Here is a 20,333-nt window from a genome sequence, read left to right as displayed (position 1 = left end):
AGGCCGTTCACAAAATCATTACAATTAACCTACATACAGTTTGTTGGGTTTTCTCTGGAACAGTGATCAGGGTCACGATAACAACATCTTTTTAATTTTTAATCATCTGATTTGACAAATGTTAAACAATATTGTTACAAACGTCATCAGAAAAGGCATATAATGCGCAAAAGTTATGAGGTCTCTCTTTCACCTGACAAATAGTTATGTAACAGTGTGATGGTATTGACCGAAGTTATCAGGACAGTTATTAGTGATATACAGGTTTGAATAATTCGGACTGCAAAAACGCTGATTTGCTGTTGTTTCACTGATATTTCATTTGTTTACCTGCAAGGCGCCATAGCTCTGTACCCTGGTTACTCCTCGTGAGCTGAGCGGTAAGCCAAATAACAATCTGGTAACGGTGATTAACAGCTGAAGGCAAATCCGGTAAAAGCAGTCTTAAGCATAAGGCGCTAAGGAGACCGTAAATGGCTGATACAAAGGCAAAACTCACCCTAAATGGTGATGATGCTATTGAACTGGATGTGCTAAAAGGCACGCTCGGTCAGGATGTTATTGATATCCGTACGCTGGGTTCCAAAGGAGTATTTACCTTTGACCCTGGATTTACCTCTACCGCATCTTGCGAATCCAAAATCACCTACATTGACGGTGACGAAGGTATCCTGCTCCATCGCGGCTTCCCCATCGATCAGTTAGCCACCGAATCCAACTACCTGGAAGTGTGCTACATCCTGCTGAACGGCGAAAAGCCGACGCAGGCGCAGTACGATGAATTCAAAACCACCGTAACCCGTCACACCATGATCCATGAGCAGATTACCCGTCTGTTCCATGCGTTCCGTCGTGACTCTCACCCAATGGCGGTGATGTGCGGGATTACCGGTGCGCTGGCGGCGTTCTACCACGACTCACTTGACGTGAATAACCCGCGTCACCGTGATATCGCGGCGTTCCGCCTGCTGTCCAAAATGCCGACCATGGCGGCGATGTGCTACAAATACTCCATCGGCCAGCCGTTTGTGTACCCACGTAACGACCTCTCCTACGCCGGCAACTTCCTGCGCATGATGTTCTCCACGCCGTGCGAAGAGTATGAAGTGAACCCGGTGCTGGAACGTGCGATGGACCGTATTTTGATCCTGCACGCTGACCACGAGCAGAACGCCTCTACCTCTACTGTCCGTACCGCAGGCTCTTCAGGCGCGAACCCGTTCGCCTGTATCGCTGCGGGCATCGCCTCCCTGTGGGGACCGGCGCACGGCGGCGCGAACGAAGCGGCGCTGAAGATGCTGGAAGAGATCAGCACCGTTGAGCACATTCCAGAGTTCGTGCGTCGCGCGAAAGACAAGAATGACTCCTTCCGCCTGATGGGCTTCGGTCACCGTGTTTACAAAAACTACGACCCGCGCGCAACCGTTATGCGTGAGACCTGCCATGAAGTGCTGAAAGAGCTGGGCACCAAAGACGATCTGCTGGAAGTGGCGATGGAGCTGGAACACATCGCGCTGAACGACCCGTACTTCATCGAGAAGAAACTCTACCCGAACGTCGATTTCTACTCTGGCATTATTCTGAAAGCGATGGGCATTCCGTCTTCCATGTTCACCGTGATCTTCGCCATGGCGCGTACCGTGGGCTGGATTGCGCACTGGAACGAAATGCACAGCGAAGGCATGAAAATCGCCCGTCCTCGTCAGCTGTACACCGGCTACGAGCAGCGTGATTTTAAGTCTGACCTGAAGCGCTAAAAAACGTTGGGTGCGGCCTGATGCCCTCACCCCGGCCCTCTCCCACAGGGAGAGGGTGAAAACCTAAAAAACGGTAACCCTTGGGTTACCGTTTTACTTTTATTTCTGGCAGTGCGGGCACCAGTAAAAGGGTCTTGAAGAGAGCATCATCCTGTCAATAATCCCGCCGCACCGTTCACACTTTTTCCCCGCTCGATGAAACACTTTGAACCGGAATAACGCCCCGTGATGCTTGTTTTCATCTACGATGCCGCGCGTATTGTACGACAGCCGCGGGATGTCCAGCAGCGCGTGGGACAGCACCTCCAGCCGTTCATCGCTCAGCTGAGAGGCTTTGTGCTGCGGCGCCAGCCCGACTTCCCAGAGAATTTCCACCCGCAGGTAGTTGCCCAGCCCGGCCAGAAAGGACTGGTCAAGGAACAGGCCGGAAAACTGCCGGTTGCGGAACGTGGGCGATAACAGTCGGGCCTTCACATCGCTCGCCGTCAGGCGCATGTCCAGCACGTCCGGCCCGACGCGCTGTAAGAACGGATGCGTCAGCAGCTGCTCCGGCGTTAACATTTCGATATCAGAGGCGCTGTAGAGCAGGATTGCCTTATCCGCCGTTTGTAACCGGACGCGCAGCACGCGCGTCGTTTGCGGCTGCTCGTCCGCATCGACGACGCGCCACACACCGTAGAGCTGGTTATGGCTATATAACGTCAGGTTATGGGAAAAATGCGTGAGCAACGCTTTGCCGCGCGTTTCAATATGGGTCACCGTCTGTCCCACCAGCTCTGTTTCAAACGGCTTAAGTTGAGGAAAGGCAAACCAGACATAGGTCAGCGGTTTGCCCTTTATCGCCTCCTCCAGGCTATCCGCCGCGCGGCGGATCTCCGGACCTTCAGGCATGTCATTGTCCTTTTATAATCAATCTGCGCTGACGAGAATGCCCTCTTCAGAGAACGCCGCCCGCAGGCGTCGCGCAAACTGGAGCGCATGCTCCCCGTCGCCGTGTAAACACACCGTATCGGCCTGAACATTTGCGGATGTTCCATCCACGGCGGTCACCCGCCCGAAGCGCACCATCGCCAGCGTCTGCGCCAGCGCTTTATTTTCGTCAGTGATCAGCGCACCGGCCTGCGTGCGCGGCACCAGGCTGCCGTCCGGCAGGTATCCCCGATCGGCAAAGACTTCCTGCCGCGTCGTCAGCCCCAGCCGTTCTCCGGCACGAATAAGCTCGCTACCCGCCAGGCCAACCAGAATCAGCTGCGGATTGCAGTCCCGCACCGCGCGGGCAATCGCCTCCGCCAGCGCCGGGTCTTTCGCTGCCTGGTTATAGAGCATGCCGTGCGGTTTGACGTGACGCAGCACGCCATGCTCAGCGCGCGCTATCGCCTCCAGCGCGCCGATTTGGTAGAGCACCTGAGCGTAGACCGTCTCAGGGGGCAGATCCATCGCCGTACGGCCAAAGTTCTCCCGGTCAGGGAAGCTCGGGTGAGCGCCAATCGCCACGCCGTTTTTAATGGCATTACGCACGCTCTCCAGCATGGTTTGCGCATCGCCCGCGTGAAAACCGCAGGCGATATTGACCGAGGAGACCAGGGTCATCAGTTCCGCATCGGCGCTGCTGCCCTCCCCCAGATCGGCGTTTAAATCAATCTTTACCATCAAGCCTCCACGCCAGCTGTTCGAGATAGCGCTGCCGATCCTGCCGCGCCTTTAGCGCCTCCTCCAGCGTACACTGCACGAAATGAATCGGCTGACCGAGAGGGATTTGCGCCAGATGGTAGCGATCCGCTTCGATAATGCAGGCAATACGCGGATAGCCGCCGGTAGTTTGCGCGTCGTTCATCAGTACAATGGGCTGCCCGTTGCCCGGCACCTGAATCACCCCCGGCAGCAGCCCGTGGGAAAGCAGCTCCCGGTCAGTCGTGCGGGTCAGCGGCTGCCCCTGAAGCCGGTAACCCATACGGTTACTCTGCGGGCTGATTTTCCACGGCGAACGCCAGAAAGACTCTTTTGAGGCTTCATCAAACTCCTGATATTCCGGTCCCGGCAAGGCGCGGATCACATTCCCCCACAGCAGCTGCTTCACGCCCTGCGTGGTGGTGAAATGGCGCGCTGATGGCTTAATCGCAAGACGATCGCCGTCGCGCAGCAGCCGTCCCTCATGGCCGCCCATTCCCGCTTTCTGGTCGGTGCTGGACGACCCCAACACCTCCGGCACGTCGATGCCCCCCGCCACGGCAAGATAGCTGCGCACGCCGTGCAGAGGACGCTTAAGCGTCAGACGCTGCCCGGCTTTCGCCCGCAATCGCCAGCCGGTCCACACCGCTTTGCCGTCCAGCGTCGCGTCACAGCCCGCGCCGGTTAAGGCGAACCAGGTCTCCTCACCAAATTCAATAACGCACTGACCCAGCGTAATTTCTAACGCCGCCGTGCTGCCCGCGTTGCCTACCAGCAGGTTGGCAATCTCCAGCGAAGGACGATCGAGCGCACCGCAGTAGCTCACGCCGGACTGGCGCATGCCAAAGCGTCCGGCATCCTGAACGGAGGTATAAAGCCCCGCGCGAATAAGCGTTAACATACCCCCTCCTTCTGCGGGATAAAGCGCAGGGTATCACCCGGACGCAGAAGGATCGGTGCCTCCTGCCCCGGTTTAAATAGTGGCATAGAGGTGTGCCCGATAAGCTGCCAGCCGCCCGGTGAAGTAAGCGGATAAATTCCGGTTTGTTCACCGCCAATCGCCACCGTTCCTGCGGGTACGCTCAGGCGCGGCTCAGCCCGACGCGGGGTATGCAGCCGGGGAGATAATCCGCCCAGATACGGAAAGCCCGGCTGAAAACCCAGAAACCAGACGACGTAATCCACCGAGCTGTGCAGCTCCACAACCTGCTTTACTGTTAATCCACAGTGTTCGGCCACCACGCCAAGGTCAGGGCCACCTTTGCCGCCATAGACAACCGGGATCTCAATCGTCCGCGATTCTGGCTCCAGCGCCTCGCTCTCTTCCCACCAGCGCTGCAGACGCTCAATGGCATCCAGCGCCCCGGTGTGCGGATCGCGTAACACCACGGTGATATTATTCATACCCGGAATAGCTTCAACCACGCCGGGTAGCTCGGGCAGTCGCTGAGCCAGGCGCCAGATACGCTTTTGCGTGGCAAGCGTCACGGGAGGCTCAAGCTCCAGAACTACCGCGGTTTCACCCAGAAGATAACAACGCGCTCGCTGCACTTAACTACCTCTCATCAGGCCGGATTAGGAATATCAATAAAGGTCACATCCAGATCGGTATTTTCCGTCAGCCACTCGCTGAGGGCGCGAATACCGCCGCGCTCGGTAGCGTGGTGGCCTGCCGCGTAAAAATGCAGCCCCTGCTCGCGGGCAGAGTGGACCGTCTGCTCGGAAACTTCGCCGGTAATAAACGCATCAACACCAAAGCGCGCGGCGCTGTCGATAAAGCCCTGGCCGCCGCCGGTACACCACGCCACGCGCTTCACGGTATCCGGCCCGGTATCTCCGCACCACAGCGGACGACGCCCCAGCCGCGCCTCGATCCACGATGCCAGCTCCAGCCCCGGTACCGGCATCGACAGTTCGCCCCACGGCACCAGCGGCTCGATTTCACCCATCACGGTAATCCCCAACAGCTGCGCCAGCTGGACGTTATTACCCAGTTCAGGATGCGCATCCAGCGGCAGATGGTAACCGTACAGGTTGATATCATTCGACAGCAGCGTTTTGAGGCGGTTGCGCTTCATGCCGCGGATAATCGGCGATTCGTTTTTCCAGAAGTAACCGTGATGGACAATCACCGCGTCGGCTTCCTGACGCACCGCCTCATCCAGCAGCGCCTGGCTTGCCGTCACGCCGGTGATGATTTTCTGCACCGTTTCGCGCCCTTCGACCTGCAGGCCATTCGGGCCATAGTCGCTAAAGGAGGCGGTATTAAGTTTTTCGTTAATCAGGCGTTCCAGTTCACTGTTTTTCATCATCATTCTCTCAAACTTTTCGTGCGGCTTCGTACGCCGCCAGCGTGGCGACGCGCGCCTGTTTATGGTCGACAATCGGGCGGGGATAATCGAGCTTTACGCCCTGTTTATCCGCCCATGCCCACGGGTCATGGATCGCTTTTTCAGGAACGTTCCTGAGCGCGGGCAACCAGCGGCGAATAAAGTCGCCGTTGGCATCAAATTTTTGCCCCTGAGTGGTCGGATTAAAAATCCTGAAATAGGGTGCCGCATCAGTGCCGGTAGAGGCCGCCCACTGCCAGCCACCGTTATTCGCCGCCAGATCGCCATCGATCAGCTGAGAAATAAAATAGCGCTCTCCGATTCGCCAGTCGATAAGCAGATCTTTCACCAGGAAGCTCGCGGTAATCATTCGCAGACGATTGTGCATCCACCCGGTTTCATTTAGCTGGCGCATAGCGGCGTCCACTATCGGATAGCCCGTCTCCCCTTTTTGCCAGGCCTGTAAAAGTGCCTCATCGTGCTGCCATTTTACGCTGTCGGTCCACGGAATGAACGGACGATGCTTACAGAGATTGGGGTGGTACGTCATCAGATGGCGGTAGAATTCACGCCAGATAAGTTCGTTCAGCCACACCGAGCCCGCACCACCGTCCAGCGCCTGCGGCTGTTCGGCCAGAAGACGATGCAAACACTGGCGAGGAGAGAGCACGCCCAGCGCCAGGCAGGCCGATAACCGGCTTGTCCCTTCAATTGCCGGGAAATCCCTGCGCGCGTCGTATTCTCCCGCGCCCTGCTTGCAAAACTGGCGCAGCTTCGCAATAGCGGCCTTCTCACTGGCAGGGAACAGAAGTTCATCAAATGCCCGTTGGGGATAGTTGAACGTTAATTCGGGGAGATCGGTTATAGCCTCTCCTCTGGCGGCGGGCGCGGGTACGCACTCCGGCAGCGCCTCTTTCAGGCGCTTAACAAAAGCATTTTTAAACGGCGTAAACACTTTATACATTTCGTGACCGCCGGTCATAACGCTGCCCGGAGCCAGCATCACGCTGTCATCAAATCCCTCACATACCACTTCTCCCAGCATTTTCTCCAGCTGGCGGTCCCGCTGCTGTTCGTTCAGTTCGTACTGGTAGTTATAAAAAAGATGCGTGACGCCGTTCTGCTGGCATATCTCCTGCAGCATATGAAGCTGCGCGGTAAAATCGCTGACCTCTTTGTAGATCAGCGGAATGCCTTTCCCGGCAAGCGCGTGCTGCAGTTCGTTCAGGTGTGATTTGAGGTAAGCCGCCTGCCGTGGAGCCATATCATGCTGCTGCCACTGCTCAGGCGTGGCGATAAATAGCGCCAGTACGCTGGCGTCATCAGAGCGGCAGGCTGCCGCGAGAGCGATGTTGTCATGTACGCGCAAATCCGCGCGAAACCAAACCAGATGGGTGGGCATAAAACTCCAGGCTATTGTCCATTATGTCCATAAGGGCATGCCATACAAGGAAAAAGCATGCATTGAACTACTTTGCCATGAAGTGTAGACGGGATGAAATAAAAAAGGCCGCCCGGGGCGGCCTTAACGCTACTTGTCCTGCGCTATCGTGGTTAAAGCGACAAACGCATTAGGTTCATCACTCTTTACAACGAGTACGCTGGCGACAATGAACGCGATGCATATATAGCGTTTCTCTATGCGGTCCCTGCTGCTAACCGCTCCACCGTTCACCACCGGTGATAAGTCGGTGGACACAAGCCCTGACGAGAGCCTGACTTACGGTTGTGGTGACGCCTTTCCCGGGACCGGTGCCCATGTGCGAGATGGCGGAAAGGGACGCTGCATAGTAGTTGGCCCTGGCGTAAAACGTAATTCACCGAAAAGGTTTTTAAGAATATATTTAGGGAGTGGCAGTTTGATTACTTAAGGACCCGAGATATTCTTGGAAGCCTCTGACGAGGGCTTGAAGACCACCCAACGGACCGCGAATCCCGAGGGACAAAAAAACCGCCATATTGCTATTGGCGGTTTTTTTATGGCTACGCGTCAGCGTTGTATCAATAGAAATCGCAGGTCGCTTTCTCTGCCTGATCCATCCACACCGGCTTCTCGCTGGTTTTCGCCCAGACGCGGTGCAGATAGCTGTAAAAACGCGCGCGATCTTTCCAGAACAGCATCACCGGCAGGGCCAGCACGCCAGCCACTACGGCGAAAGTGCGACGCATGAACACGATATGAGCCGGATACTCTTTATAAAGATCCATATTTTTCTCCCCTGTAGTTGGCCGGAAACCTTCTCCGGAAAATGTGAAATCTGTGACCTGGATAAAATAATATCGCTTTGTTTGTAATTTTACTACTCATCCGACCACTTATTTTTATCCATTTAGTGAATATTTACATTCGCGCCGTAATTAAGTTACAAAAAAGTTAACGATTTACTTATCAATAGTTAAATTGTGGGCTTTCCATTTTTATACTTTTTTTACACCCACCCTTCTGATTTTTGCGAAATCTTTGCGCCATAAATCCTACCGTTAGCACAACAACAAAAGTCACCCGGAGGTGGATTGTGAGTGCAGGTCTTATTGCCGGCATCGTGCTGGTGTTCCTGTTATTGGGTTATCTGGTATATGCCCTGATTAACGCGGAGGCATTCTGATGGCTGCTCAGGCGTTTTTGCTTATTGCCAGCTTCTTAGTGGTATTGTTCGTTCTGGCAAGGCCGCTGGGAACGGGACTGGCGCGATTGATCAACAACGTCCCCCTGCCCGGCACGGGAAGCGTTGAAAAAGGGATCTGGCGCGTACTGGGAATCGACGATCGGGAGATGAACTGGCGTGAATATCTGATCGCCATTCTGCTGCTGAACATCGTTGGGCTTTTTGCACTTTTTGCCATGCTGATGCTGCAGGGTAGCCTGCCGCTGAATCCGCAGCGGTTACCGGGCCTGTCCTGGCACCTGGCGCTGAATACGGCAGTCAGTTTTGTTACCAACACCAACTGGCAGTCCTATGCCGGTGAAACCACGCTTAGCTATTTCAGCCAGATGGCTGGATTAACCGTGCAGAACTTCCTCTCTGCCGCCAGCGGTATCGCGGTAATTTTCGCGCTGACGCGCGCGTTTGCACGTCAGAAAATCGGTACCCTGGGTAACGCCTGGGTGGATTTGACGCGCATTACGCTGTGGATCCTGCTGCCGATTGCGCTGCTCATCGCGCTGTTCTTTATTCAGCAGGGCACCCTGCAAAACCTGCTGCCTTACGCGCCTTATACCTCGCTTGAAGGAGCAAAACAGCTCCTGCCGATGGGGCCAGTGGCGTCGCAGGAAGCCATCAAGATGCTCGGCACCAACGGCGGCGGCTTCTTCAACGCCAACTCGTCGCATCCGTTTGAAAACCCTACCGCCCTGACCAATTTTGTGCAGATGCTGGCGATCTTCCTGATCCCCGCCGCGCTCTGTTTCGCCTTTGGTGATGTGGTCAACGATCGCCGTCAGGGCCGCACACTGCTCTGGACCATGTCGCTGATCTTTGTGGTCTGCGTAGCGCTGGTGATGTGGGCGGAATGGAACGGCAACAGCCATTTCATGCAGCTTGGGGCTGACAGCAATATCAACATGGAAGGTAAAGAGAGCCGCTTCGGCATTCTCGCCAGCAGCCTGTATGCGGTGGTCACCACAGCAGCCTCGTGCGGGGCGGTCAACGCCATGCACGATTCCTTTACGGCGCTGGGCGGCATGATCCCGATGTGGCTGATGCAGATTGGCGAAGTGGTGTTTGGCGGCGTGGGATCGGGTCTGTACGGCATGCTGCTGTTCGTGCTGCTGGCGGTGTTTATTGCCGGTCTGATGATTGGCCGCACCCCGGAATATCTGGGTAAAAAAATCGACGTTCGCGAGATGAAACTAACCGCACTGGCGATTCTGGTCACCCCGGCGCTTGTGCTGCTCGGCACCGCGCTGGCCCTGATGACCGAGGCCGGACGCAGCGGCATCTTTAACCCGGGCATTCACGGCTTTAGCGAAGTGCTGTATGCCGTCTCCTCGGCCGCCAACAACAACGGTAGCGCCTTTGCAGGCTTAAGCGCCAACTCTCCGTTCTGGAACTGTCTGCTGGCGTTCTGCATGTTCGTGGGCCGCTTCGGGATCATCGTGCCGGTTATGGCGATTGCCGGATCGCTGGTGAATAAAAAAATCCAACCGACCACCACCGGGACGTTACCGACCCACGGCGCGCTGTTTATCGGCCTGCTGACGGGCACCGTGTTGCTGGTCGGCGCCCTGACCTTTATCCCCGCCCTCGCGTTAGGCCCGGTCGCGGAAACTCTCTCTTTACGCTGATTTTGCGGAGTATTTGTCATGAGTCGTAAACAACTGGCCCTGCTCGAACCGACGTTAGTTCGTCAGGCGCTTATGGATGCGGTCAAAAAGCTGAGCCCGCGCGTGCAATGGCACAACCCGGTGATGTTTATCGTCTGGGCCGGCAGCGTCCTGACCACCGCACTGGCGATTGCCATGGGGACGGGTCACATGCCGGGAAACGCGATGTTTACCGGGGCCATCAGCCTGTGGCTGTGGTTTACCGTGCTATTCGCCAACTTTGCCGAAGCGCTGGCGGAAGGCCGGAGTAAAGCGCAGGCCAACAGCCTGAAAGGGGTGAAAAAAACGGCGTTTGCGCGGAAATTACGTGAACCGAAATACGGCGCGCAGATGGACCACGTTCCGGCGGATGAACTACGTAAAGGTGATGTGGTGCTGGTGGAAGCTGGCGACATCATCCCGTGCGACGGAGAAGTCATTGAAGGTGGCGCATCGGTAGATGAAAGCGCCATTACCGGGGAATCCGCACCTGTGATCCGTGAATCCGGCGGTGATTTTGCCTCCGTAACGGGTGGGACGCGCATTCTTTCCGACTGGCTGGTGATCCAGTGCAGCGTCAACCCGGGCGAAACCTTCCTCGACCGGATGATCGCCATGGTGGAAGGCGCTCAGCGCCGTAAAACACCGAACGAAATTGCCCTGACCATCCTGCTGATAGCTTTGACCATCGTCTTCCTGCTGGCAACCGCGACGCTGTGGCCATTTTCCGCCTATGGCGGCACTCCGGTCACCATCACCGTGCTGGTGGCGCTGCTGGTCTGCCTGATCCCTACCACCATCGGCGGCCTGCTGTCGGCCATCGGCGTGGCCGGCATGAGCCGTATGCTCGGTGCTAACGTTATCGCCACCAGCGGGCGCGCGGTTGAAGCCGCCGGTGACGTGGATGTCTTGCTGCTGGATAAAACCGGGACCATCACCCTCGGTAACCGCCAGGCGTCCGAATTCTTACCCGCCCCGGGCGTGGATGAAAAAACGCTGGCGGATGCGGCACAGCTCTCCTCGCTTGCCGATGAAACCCCGGAAGGCCGAAGCATTGTTGTTCTCGCCAAGCAGCGCTTTAACCTGCGCCAGCGCGACGTTCAGAGCCTGCATGCCACCTTCGTGCCGTTTACGGCGCAAACCCGAATGAGCGGGATTAACATTCAGGATCGCATGATCCGTAAAGGCTCTGTTGACGCCATCCGTCGCCACATTGAGGCCAACAATGGCCACTTCCCGCCTGAAGTGGACAACCTGGTCGAAAGCGTAGCCCGTCAGGGGGCCACGCCGCTGGTGGTGGCAGAAGGCGCGAACGTGCTGGGCGTAATTGCCCTGAAAGATATCGTCAAAGGCGGCATTAAAGAGCGCTTTGCCCAGCTGCGTAAAATGGGCATTAAAACGGTGATGATCACCGGGGATAACCGTCTTACCGCCGCGGCGATTGCCGCCGAAGCGGGCGTGGATGATTTCCTTTCCGAAGCCACGCCGGAAGCGAAACTGGCGTTGATTCGTCAGTATCAGGCGGAAGGTCGTCTGGTGGCGATGACGGGTGACGGTACCAACGATGCCCCTGCCCTGGCGCAGGCCGACGTGGCGGTGGCGATGAACTCCGGTACCCAGGCGGCAAAAGAGGCGGGCAACATGGTCGACCTCGACTCTAACCCGACCAAGCTGATTGAGGTGGTGCACATCGGCAAACAGATGCTGATGACGCGCGGTTCGCTGACCACCTTCAGTATCGCCAACGACGTGGCGAAGTATTTTGCCATTATCCCGGCGGCCTTTGCGGCCACCTATCCGCAGCTCAATGCGCTGAACGTGATGCACCTGCACTCTCCGGCATCGGCCATTCTGAGCGCAGTGATTTTCAACGCCCTGATCATTGTCTTTCTTATTCCGCTGGCGCTGAAGGGCGTGAGCTATAAGCCGCTGACCGCCGCCGCCATGCTGCGCCGCAACCTGTGGATATACGGCCTGGGCGGGCTGGTGGTGCCTTTCATCGGTATCAAGGCTATCGACCTGCTGTTGACCCTGTTCGGGCTGGTTTAAAAGGTGAATCAAATGACGATGTTACGCCCCGCTATACTTTTGTTTATTCTGCTGTCTCTCATTACCGGCGGGCTGTACCCGCTGGTAACCACCGCGCTGGGCCAGTGGTGGTTTAAGGATCAGGCCAACGGCTCGCTGATTATACAAAACGGCGAAAACCGCGGTTCACGCCTGATTGGTCAGAACTTTACGGATGCTCGCTACTTCCAGGGACGCCCTTCCGCCACTGCCGAAAGCCCGTATAATCCGATGGCATCCGGCGGCAGTAACCTGGCGGGCAGCAACCCGGAGCTGGACAAAGCCGTCGCTGAACGCGTGGCAACCCTGCGTGCCGCCAATCCTCAGGCCAGCCGCGATGTGCCCGTAGAGCTGGTGACCGCCTCGGCCAGCGGGCTGGACTACAGCCTGACGCCGGCAGCGGTGGCCTGGCAGATCCCGCGCGTCGCCGCCGCCCGTCAGTTGACCGTCGAACAGGTGAGCAAGCTGGTGGCAGAGCACACGCAAAAGCCACTGGTCAGCTTCATCGGCATGCCCGTGGTAAATATTGTTGAGCTGAATCTGGCGCTGGACGCGCTAAGGAAAAACTAAATGACCGACGAGCCCATGCGCCCGGATCCGGACAGGCTGCTTGAACAGACGGCTGAAGCCCATCGCGGCAAACTGAAAATTTTCTTTGGCGCCTGCGCGGGCGTCGGGAAAACCTTCGCCATGCTGACGGAAGCCCAGCGGCTTCGGGCGCAGGGGCTCGATATTCTGATCGGCGTGGTTGAAACCCACGGACGCAAAGAGACGGCGTCGCTGCTGAAGGGGCTGGCTACCCAGCCGCCCCGCCGCATCAGCCACCGTGGTCGGTTAGTTACGGAGTTTGATATTGATGCCGCCCTCGCGCGTCGCCCTGCCCTTATCCTGATGGACGAACTGGCGCACAGCAATGCGCCAGGCTCACGCCATCCCAAACGCTGGCAGGATGTTGAAGAGCTGCTCGAGGCCGGCATTGATGTGTTCACGACGGTTAACGTTCAGCATCTTGAAAGCCTGAACGACGTAGTCAGCGGCGTGACCGGCATTCAGGTGCGCGAGACGGTGCCCGACCCGTTCTTTGATTCTGCCGATGAGGTGGTACTGGTTGACCTGCCTCCTGACGATTTACGCCAGCGCCTGCACGAAGGCAAGGTTTATATTGCCGGCCAGGCCGAGCGCGCCATCGAACATTTCTTCCGCAAAGGTAACCTGATTGCCCTGCGCGAGCTGGCCCTGCGTCGTACTGCCGATCGCGTTGACGATCAGATGCGCGCCTGGCGCGACCTGCAGGGACAGGAGCGCGTCTGGCATACGCGGGATGCCATTCTGCTGTGCGTGGGCCACGGCAGCGGCAATGAAAAGCTGGTCCGCACCGCCGCGCGCCTGGCGGCCAAATTTGGCAGCGTCTGGCATGCGGTGTATGTCGAAACGCCGCAGCTGCACGCTCTGCCCGAAAATCAGCGCCGCGCGATCCTGAGCTCGCTGCGCCTGGCGCAGGAGCTGGGTGCCGAAACCGCTACCCTTTCCGATCCGCAGGAAGATAAAGCCATTCTGCGCTACGCGCGGGAGCATAACCTGGGGAAAATTGTCATTGGCCGCCGCCAGCATCGCCGCTGGTTTAGCCGCGAATCCTTTGCCGACAAGCTGGCCCGCCGCGCGCCGGATCTGGACCTGGTGATCGTGGCGCTGGATGATAAACCTGCTCCCCTCCCCAGCCGCGCGCCGGACAGCCGGGCCTTCAGCGATAAATGGCGCATTCAGCTCCGCGGCTGCCTTGTCGCCGTCGTGCTCTGCGCCCTGATCACTATAATCGCCAGCAAATGGCTGATTGCCTTCGACGCGGCCAACCTGGTGATGATCTACCTGCTGGGCGTGGTAGTGGTGGCGCTCTTTTACGGACGCTGGCCGTCGGTACTGGCGACGGTTATTAACGTCATCAGCTTCGATCTGTTCTTTATTGCCCCCCGCGGGACGCTCGCCGTCTCGGACGTACAGTACATCCTCACCTTCGCCGTGATGCTCACCGTCGGGCTGGTGATAGGGAACTTAACGGCTGGCGTGCGCTACCAGGCGCGTATCGCCCGCTATCGCGAACAGCGCACGCGGCATCTTTATGAGATGTCGAAATCGCTGGCGGTAGGCCGCACGCCGCTGGATATTGTGCAGACCAGCGAGCAGTTTATTCGCTCGACCTTTCATGCCAGCAACCTGATTTTACTCCCGGACGATCACGGCAAGCTGCGCCCGCTGACGTCGGCCTCGGGCATGACGCCCTGGGACGAAGCCATCGCCCGCTGGAGCTTTGATAAAGGGCTACCGGCGGGTGCAGGAACCGACACCCTGCCCGGCGTGCCCTATCAAATTCTGCCCCTGCGCAGCGCCGATAAAAACCTGGGGCTGGTTATCGTGGAGCCCTCTAATCTGCGCCAGCTGATGATCCCCGAACAGCAGCGACTGCTGGAGACCTTTACGCTGCTGGTTGCCAGCGCGCTGGAACGGCTGGCCCTCACCGCCAGCGAAGAGCAGGCCCGGCTGGCAAGCGAGCGCGAAAGCATTCGTAACTCGCTGCTGGCGGCGCTGTCTCACGACCTGCGCACACCTCTTACCGTCCTGTTTGGCCAGTCGGAAATCCTGACGCTGGACCTGGCAGCGGAAGGTTCAAAACACGCCATGCAGGCCAGCGAAATCCGTCAGCACGTGCTCAATACCACGCGTCTGGTGAATAACCTGCTCGATATGGCGCGGATCCAGTCAGGCGGTTTTAACCTCAAAAAAGAGTGGCTCACGCTTGAAGAGGTGGTGGGCAGCGCGCTGAAAATGCTCGAACCCGGCCTCGGTGGGCGGCATATTGCGCTGAACATGCCCGAGCCCCTGACGTTAATTCACGTCGACGGTCCGCTGTTTGAACGAGTGTTAATTAATCTGCTGGAAAACGCCGGCAAATATGCGGGTGCCAGCGCCCGGATTGGGGTGGATGCGACGGTGGACGACGACACGCTTCGTCTTGACGTCTGGGATACCGGGCCGGGCATTCCTGCCGGACAGGAGATGGCTATTTTCGAAAAATTCGCACGCGGCAATAAGGAGTCTGCCATCCCGGGCGTGGGGCTGGGGCTGGCGATTTGTCAGGCAATAATTGATGTTCATGGCGGAACCATTTTCGCGGAAAATCGTCCGGAAGGCGGCGCGCGTTTTTGTGTTACACTTCCTCTGGAAACCCCGCCGGAACTGAATGAATTACCAGAGGATTTGTGATCAACGTTTTGATTGTTGAAGATGAGATCGCCATTAGCCGGTTTCTGCGCGCAGCGCTGGAAGGCGATGGTCTGCGCGTTCATGATGCGGGTACGCTTCAGCGAGGGTTAATTGAAGCCGCGACCCGCAAGCCGGACCTGGTGATCCTCGATCTTGGCCTGCCGGACGGTGACGGCATCGATTTTATCCGCGAGGTACGTCAGTGGAGCCAGATGCCGATTCTGGTGCTCTCCGCCCGTACTGAAGAGACGGATAAAATCGCCGCGCTGGATGCCGGGGCGGACGACTATCTGATAAAACCTTTTGGTATCGGCGAGCTACAGGCTCGCCTGCGCGTGGCCCTGCGCCGCCACAGCGCCACCACGCCTGCTGACCCAACCTATACGTTTGGGGATATCCGGGTTGATCTGGCCGCGCGGCGTATTGTGCGCGGTGAAGAAGAAATCCATCTCACGCCAATCGAGTTTCGCCTGCTCGCCGTGCTGCTCAACAACCACGGCAAGGTTCTCACCCAGCGCCAGCTGTTAAGTCAGGTGTGGGGACCCAACGCGGTGGAGCATAGTCACTATTTACGCATATATATGGGACATCTTCGCCAGAAACTTGAAGTTGACCCCGCGCGCCCCCGTCATTTATTAACTGAAACCGGTATCGGTTATCGGTTTATGCTTTGAATAACTATTCAATTTATTTTTAAATAAAAACGAAACCTCTCAGAAAATATTTCATAAATATCCCAACCGTTATTTTTTTGATTATTTAAGCTCGCATCAAACATTCACAACACAATCTATTAACGTGACACTAACAATTCAGAATTTTGATCTGCATTATTCATCAAAAGCGACTAATTATTTCTGAAATGATCGGTTAATGGTGATCTGCTTCACGGTTAATCGCCTTTGCCTGGATAAAATGACCATGCTTTCAATTACTGAAAGGAAAATGAAACATGGAAAACAACAATCGCTTAATGCCCCATATAAGGCGGACAACACATATTATGATGTTTGCCCACCGAAACTGCTTTGACTTTCATCTCTTTAATGCCCGGTAGTCCTTCGACTTCTGGCGCACTCGCTTACAGGTTATCCTGAAAAACCTTAACTTACAGGCAATTGCCTGTGAACTCGTGCGCTCATTCATCTTGATTCAGACTCATCCGCACCGGGCGGACTGAATTTCAATCATCAAAAAAGCAATTCACTGATTTTAATCAGCGGCTACCCTTTGCTTTTTTCTCCGGAAAATTATCGATTTCTTTCTTGCAAGAAATCGAGGGACGCTTATTACCTAAAATAAAGAGAGAAAGATGAAAAATTTAAAAATCGCAGCCAGCCGTGCATGTCCGGACTGCTTTACTACCCAGCGTGAAGTGGTGGATGTCCGCGCTTCTGATTATATTGATGTTGCCGCCATTGTTCTGGCGGTCACGGATATTGCCAGCGGTATCCTGGAAGAAATAGAAGCTACCGGTTTTGGCATTCCCGTATTTGTGGCGACGCACAAAGAAGAGATCATCCCGGCAGATTATTTATCGCGCATTCACGGCGTATTTGAGCATTCAGACACCAGCAAAGACTTTTATGGACGCCAGCTGGAAGCGGCCGCGCAGAAGTATGAAACCCAGTTGCGCCCGCCGTTTTTCCGCGCCCTTGTCGACTACGTGAAGCAGGGCAACAGCGCGTTTGACTGCCCGGGGCATCAGGGCGGGCAGTTTTTCCGCCGTCATCCTGCCGGCAATCAGTTTGTCGATTTCTTTGGCGAGACGTTATTCCGCTCCGATCTGTGCAACGCCGACGTGGCGATGGGGGATCTGCTGATCCACGAAGGCGCGCCGTGCATTGCCCAGCAGCATGCGGCAAAAGTCTTTAACGCCGATAAGACCTACTTCGTGCTGAATGGCACCTCGTCGTCCAACAAAGTGGTGTTGAACGCCCTGCTCACTCCGGGCGACCTGGTGCTGTTCGACCGTAACAACCACAAATCTAACCATCACGGTGCCCTCCTCCAGGCTGGCGCAACGCCGGTCTATCTGGAAACCGCGCGCAACCCGTACGGCTTTATCGGCGGCATTGACGCGCACTGCTTTGAGGAGAGCTACCTGCGTGAACGGGTGGCAGAGGTGGCGCCTGGCCGTGCACGCGATGCGCGTCCGTTCCGCCTGGCGGTGATCCAGCTGGGCACCTACGATGGCACCATCTACAACGCCCGTCAGGTGGTGGATAAGATTGGGCACCTGTGTGATTACATCCTGTTTGACTCGGCCTGGGTGGGTTACGAGCAGTTTATTCCGATGATGGCCGACTGCTCGCCGCTGCTGCTGGAGCTGAACGAGAACGATCCGGGGATCCTGGTCACCCAGTCCGTGCACAAACAGCAGGCGGGCTTCTCGCAGACCTCGCAAATTCACAAGAAGGACAGCCACATCAAAGGCCAGCAGCGCTATGTCCCACATAAGCGGCTCAACAATGCCTTTATGATGCACGCCTCCACCAGCCCGTTTTATCCGCTGTTTGCCGCGCTGGACATTAACGCCCGCATGCATGAGGGGCAAAGCGGCCGCAACATGTGGATGGACTGCGTGGTGACGGGCATTGAGGCGCGCAAGCTGATCCTGGAGAACTGCCGATTTATTCGTCCATTTGTGCCCGAGACGGTGGATGGCCGCGCGTGGGAAAGCTGGGACACGGCAGAGATTGCAACCGATCTGCGCTTCTTCCATTTCGTACCGGGTGAACGCTGGCACGCTTTTGAAGGCTACGCTGAGCATCAGTATTTTATCGACCCGTGCAAGCTGCTGCTGACCACGCCGGGCATTAACGCCCGCACCGGGGAGTATGACGACTTCGGTGTGCCCGCCACCATTCTCGCCAACTTCCTGCGTGAAAACGGCATCGTGCCGGAAAAATGCGATCTCAACTCGATCCTGTTCCTGCTCACCCCTGCGGAGGACATGGGCAAGCTGCAGCAGCTGGTCGCCCAACTGGTGCGCTTCGAAAAACTGCTTGAGAGCGATGTGCCGCTGAAAGACGTCCTGCCCTCCCTCTACAAACAGCATCCGGAACGTTACGCGGGTTACACCCTGCGCCAGATCTGCCAGGAGATGCACGATCTGTACGCCCGCCATAACGTGAAGCAGCTGCAAAAAGAGATGTTCCGCAAGTCTCACTTCCCGCGCGTGATGATGAACCCGCAAGAGGCGAACTACGCCTACCTGCGTGGTGAGGTCGAGCTGGTCTCCCTGCGCGACGCGGAAGGCCGCATCGCCGCCGAAGGTGCGCTCCCTTACCCACCGGGGGTACTGTGCGTGGTTCCAGGGGAAGTCTGGGGCGGTTCCGTGCTGCGCTACTTTGCCGCGCTGGAAGAAGGCATCAACCTGCTGCCGGGCTTCGCGCCGGAGCTGCAGGGCGTGTACGTCGAGGAGTGTGACGGTCGCAAACAGGTTCGCTGCTACGTCATCAAACAATCCGCTGCTCAGCCATCGCTGCTGAAAGGAGAAAAATTATGAGCAAGTCGAATAAGATGGGCGTGGTGCAGCTGACTATCCTCACCATGGTTAACATGATGGGCTCCGGGATTATCATGCTGCCCACCAAGCTTGCCGAGGTGGGGACCATCTCTATCATCTCCTGGCTGGTGACGGCTGTCGGATCGATGGCGCTGGCGTGGGCGTTTGCCAAGTGCGGGATGTTCAGCCGCAAGTCAGGCGGCATGGGCGGCTATGCCGAGTACGCCTTCGGCAAGTCCGGCAACTTTATGGCGAACTATACCTATGGGGTGTCGCTGCTGATCGCCAACGTGGCGATTGCCATCTCCGCCGTGGGCTACGGTACGGAGCTGTTTGGCGCGACGCTCAGCCCGGTGCAAATTGGGCTGGCGACCATCGGCGTGCTGTGGATCTGTACCGTCGCTAACTTTGGCGGCGCGCGCATCACCGGACAACTCAGCAGCATCACCGTCTGGGGCGTGATCATCCCGGTGGTCGGTCTGTGCATCATCGGCTGGTTCTGGTTTAGCCCGACGCTGTACGCCAACTCCTGGAACCCGCACCATGTGCCGTTCTTCACCGCCGTGGGCTCGTCTATCGCCATGACGCTCTGGGCTTTCCTGGGCCTGGAATCCGCCTGCGCAAATGCGGAAGTGGTGGAAAACCCGGAGAAGAACGTGCCGATTGCGGTTCTCGGCGGGACGCTGGGCGCGGCGGTGATCTATATCGTTTCAACCAACGTGATAGCGGGGATCGTGCCAAACATGGATCTGGCTAACTCCACGGCACCGTTCGGACTGGCCTTTGCGCAGATGTTCACCCCGGAGGTCGGGAAAGTGATCATGGGATTGATGGTGATGTCCTGCTGCGGATCGCTGCTTGGCTGGCAGTTCACCATTGCACAGGTTTTTAAATCTTCGGCAGATGAAGGCTATTTCCCGAAAATCTTCTCCCGCGTGACCAAAGCCGATGCGCCGGTGCAGGGTATGCTGGCAATTGTCATCTTCCAGAGCGGATTATCGCTAATGACCATCAGCCCGTCGCTGAACAGCCAGTTCAACGTGCTGGTCAACCTGGCGGTGGTGACGAACATCATCCCGTATATTCTGTCGATGGCGGCGCTGGCGATCATTCAGAAGGTGGCGAAGGTGGATCCGCACAAAGCGCGAGTAGCGAATATCGTGGCGCTGGTTGGGGCGATATACAGCTTCTATGCGCTCTACTCGTCCGGACAGGAGGCGATGCTGTACGGGGCGATAGTGACCTTCATGGGCTGGACGCTGTACGGTCTGGTGTCGCCGAGATTTGAATTGAAGAACAAACACAGTTAGGTAAAAGCAAAACGGCAACCCTGAGGTTGCCGTTTTTAGTGTTTTCTCCCTCTCCCCGTGGGTGTACAGTCCGGGGACATGGTAGACAGGTGTTCGGGGACATGGTGAACACTTTTTAACATCCTTTAC

The 20,333-nt window shown here is 56.9% G+C and carries 17 protein-coding genes; 10 read left to right on the top strand and 7 right to left on the bottom strand.

The genetic code is table 11. From position 1 onward, the window contains the following. The first annotated feature begins 473 nt into the window (after positions 1-473). Complete coding sequence (locus IM294_RS21220; RefSeq protein ID WP_028012378.1) at positions 474-1,757, top strand: citrate synthase; 1,284 nt, start codon at positions 474-476, stop codon at positions 1,755-1,757. 99 nt (positions 1,758-1,856) lie between these two features. Here the strand turns inward: IM294_RS21220 and nei are convergent, their stop codons facing one another. The 7 genes from nei to IM294_RS21185 form a co-directional block, all read right to left on the bottom strand. Further along, on the bottom strand, positions 1,857-2,648 hold the full coding sequence (nei, locus tag IM294_RS21215) for an endonuclease VIII (protein ID WP_126818802.1): 792 nt from the start codon (positions 2,646-2,648) through the stop codon (positions 1,857-1,859). Positions 2,649-2,666: 18 nt separating this feature from the next. Continuing rightward, a complete protein-coding gene (gene pxpA / locus IM294_RS21210; protein WP_126818803.1) occupies positions 2,667-3,407 on the bottom strand; it encodes a 5-oxoprolinase subunit PxpA in 741 nt (246 codons plus the stop codon). Then, positions 3,394-4,326: a 5-oxoprolinase subunit PxpC gene (pxpC, locus tag IM294_RS21205; protein WP_028012375.1), complete on the bottom strand. Its 933-nt coding sequence runs from the start codon at positions 4,324-4,326 to the stop codon at positions 3,394-3,396. Before pxpC ends, pxpA begins: the two co-directional genes overlap by 14 nt. Beyond that, positions 4,320-4,976, bottom strand: coding sequence for a 5-oxoprolinase subunit PxpB (gene pxpB / locus IM294_RS21200; protein ID WP_088205146.1), 657 nt, complete (start codon positions 4,974-4,976; stop codon positions 4,320-4,322). Before pxpB ends, pxpC begins: the two co-directional genes overlap by 7 nt. A gap of 14 nt (positions 4,977-4,990) precedes the next feature. Beyond that, the gene (locus IM294_RS21195; protein ID WP_028012373.1) at positions 4,991-5,734 is read right to left on the bottom strand and encodes a type 2 GTP cyclohydrolase I; all 744 of its coding nucleotides are present in this window, start codon (positions 5,732-5,734) and stop codon (positions 4,991-4,993) included. A 10-nt stretch (positions 5,735-5,744) separates the two neighbouring features. Next, positions 5,745-7,157 (bottom strand): deoxyribodipyrimidine photo-lyase, encoded by a 1,413-nt coding sequence (phrB, locus tag IM294_RS21190; RefSeq protein WP_100170595.1) that lies wholly within the window; start codon positions 7,155-7,157, stop codon positions 5,745-5,747. A gap of 599 nt (positions 7,158-7,756) precedes the next feature. After that, positions 7,757-7,963 (bottom strand): YbfA family protein, encoded by a 207-nt coding sequence (locus IM294_RS21185; protein ID WP_014069366.1) that lies wholly within the window; start codon positions 7,961-7,963, stop codon positions 7,757-7,759. 308 nt (positions 7,964-8,271) lie between these two features. Between IM294_RS21185 and kdpF the strand changes: the two genes are divergently transcribed. The 9 genes from kdpF (at position 8,272) to potE (ending at position 20,204) form a co-directional block, all read left to right on the top strand. Beyond that, positions 8,272-8,361 (top strand): K(+)-transporting ATPase subunit F, encoded by a 90-nt coding sequence (gene kdpF, locus IM294_RS21180; protein ID WP_014069365.1) that lies wholly within the window; start codon positions 8,272-8,274, stop codon positions 8,359-8,361. Beyond that, entirely contained in the window at positions 8,361-10,040 is a 1,680-nt protein-coding gene (gene kdpA, locus IM294_RS21175; protein WP_063154701.1) for a potassium-transporting ATPase subunit KdpA, read from the top strand. Before kdpF ends, kdpA begins: the two co-directional genes overlap by 1 nt. A gap of 18 nt (positions 10,041-10,058) precedes the next feature. Continuing rightward, positions 10,059-12,107, top strand: coding sequence for a potassium-transporting ATPase subunit KdpB (gene kdpB, locus IM294_RS21170; RefSeq protein WP_028012370.1), 2,049 nt, complete (start codon positions 10,059-10,061; stop codon positions 12,105-12,107). A 12-nt stretch (positions 12,108-12,119) separates the two neighbouring features. Further along, positions 12,120-12,695 carry a potassium-transporting ATPase subunit KdpC gene (kdpC, locus tag IM294_RS21165; RefSeq protein ID WP_126818804.1) on the top strand — a complete coding sequence of 192 codons (576 nt, stop codon included), beginning with the start codon at positions 12,120-12,122 and terminating at the stop codon, positions 12,693-12,695. Then, on the top strand, positions 12,696-15,383 hold the full coding sequence (gene kdpD, locus IM294_RS21160) for a two-component system sensor histidine kinase KdpD (protein ID WP_048957830.1): 2,688 nt from the start codon (positions 12,696-12,698) through the stop codon (positions 15,381-15,383). After that, on the top strand, positions 15,380-16,057 hold the full coding sequence (gene kdpE, locus IM294_RS21155) for a two-component system response regulator KdpE (protein ID WP_008501074.1): 678 nt from the start codon (positions 15,380-15,382) through the stop codon (positions 16,055-16,057). Before kdpD ends, kdpE begins: the two co-directional genes overlap by 4 nt. Positions 16,058-16,335: 278 nt before the next feature. Beyond that, the gene (gene speFL / locus IM294_RS21150) at positions 16,336-16,440 is read left to right on the top strand and encodes a leader peptide SpeFL (RefSeq protein WP_003858645.1); all 105 of its coding nucleotides are present in this window, start codon (positions 16,336-16,338) and stop codon (positions 16,438-16,440) included. A 255-nt stretch (positions 16,441-16,695) separates the two neighbouring features. Continuing rightward, on the top strand, positions 16,696-18,894 hold the full coding sequence (speF, locus tag IM294_RS21145; protein WP_048957831.1) for an ornithine decarboxylase SpeF: 2,199 nt from the start codon (positions 16,696-16,698) through the stop codon (positions 18,892-18,894). Further along, complete coding sequence (gene potE / locus IM294_RS21140; RefSeq protein WP_045630860.1) at positions 18,891-20,204, top strand: putrescine-ornithine antiporter; 1,314 nt, start codon at positions 18,891-18,893, stop codon at positions 20,202-20,204. Before speF ends, potE begins: the two co-directional genes overlap by 4 nt. Positions 20,205-20,333 lie beyond the last annotated feature (129 nt).

This window comes from Enterobacter cloacae complex sp. P43RS (genome assembly GCF_014930585.1).
GTDB lineage: Bacteria > Pseudomonadota > Gammaproteobacteria > Enterobacterales > Enterobacteriaceae > Enterobacter > Enterobacter bugandensis.
This window is presented reverse-complemented; position numbering and strand designations above follow the sequence as displayed.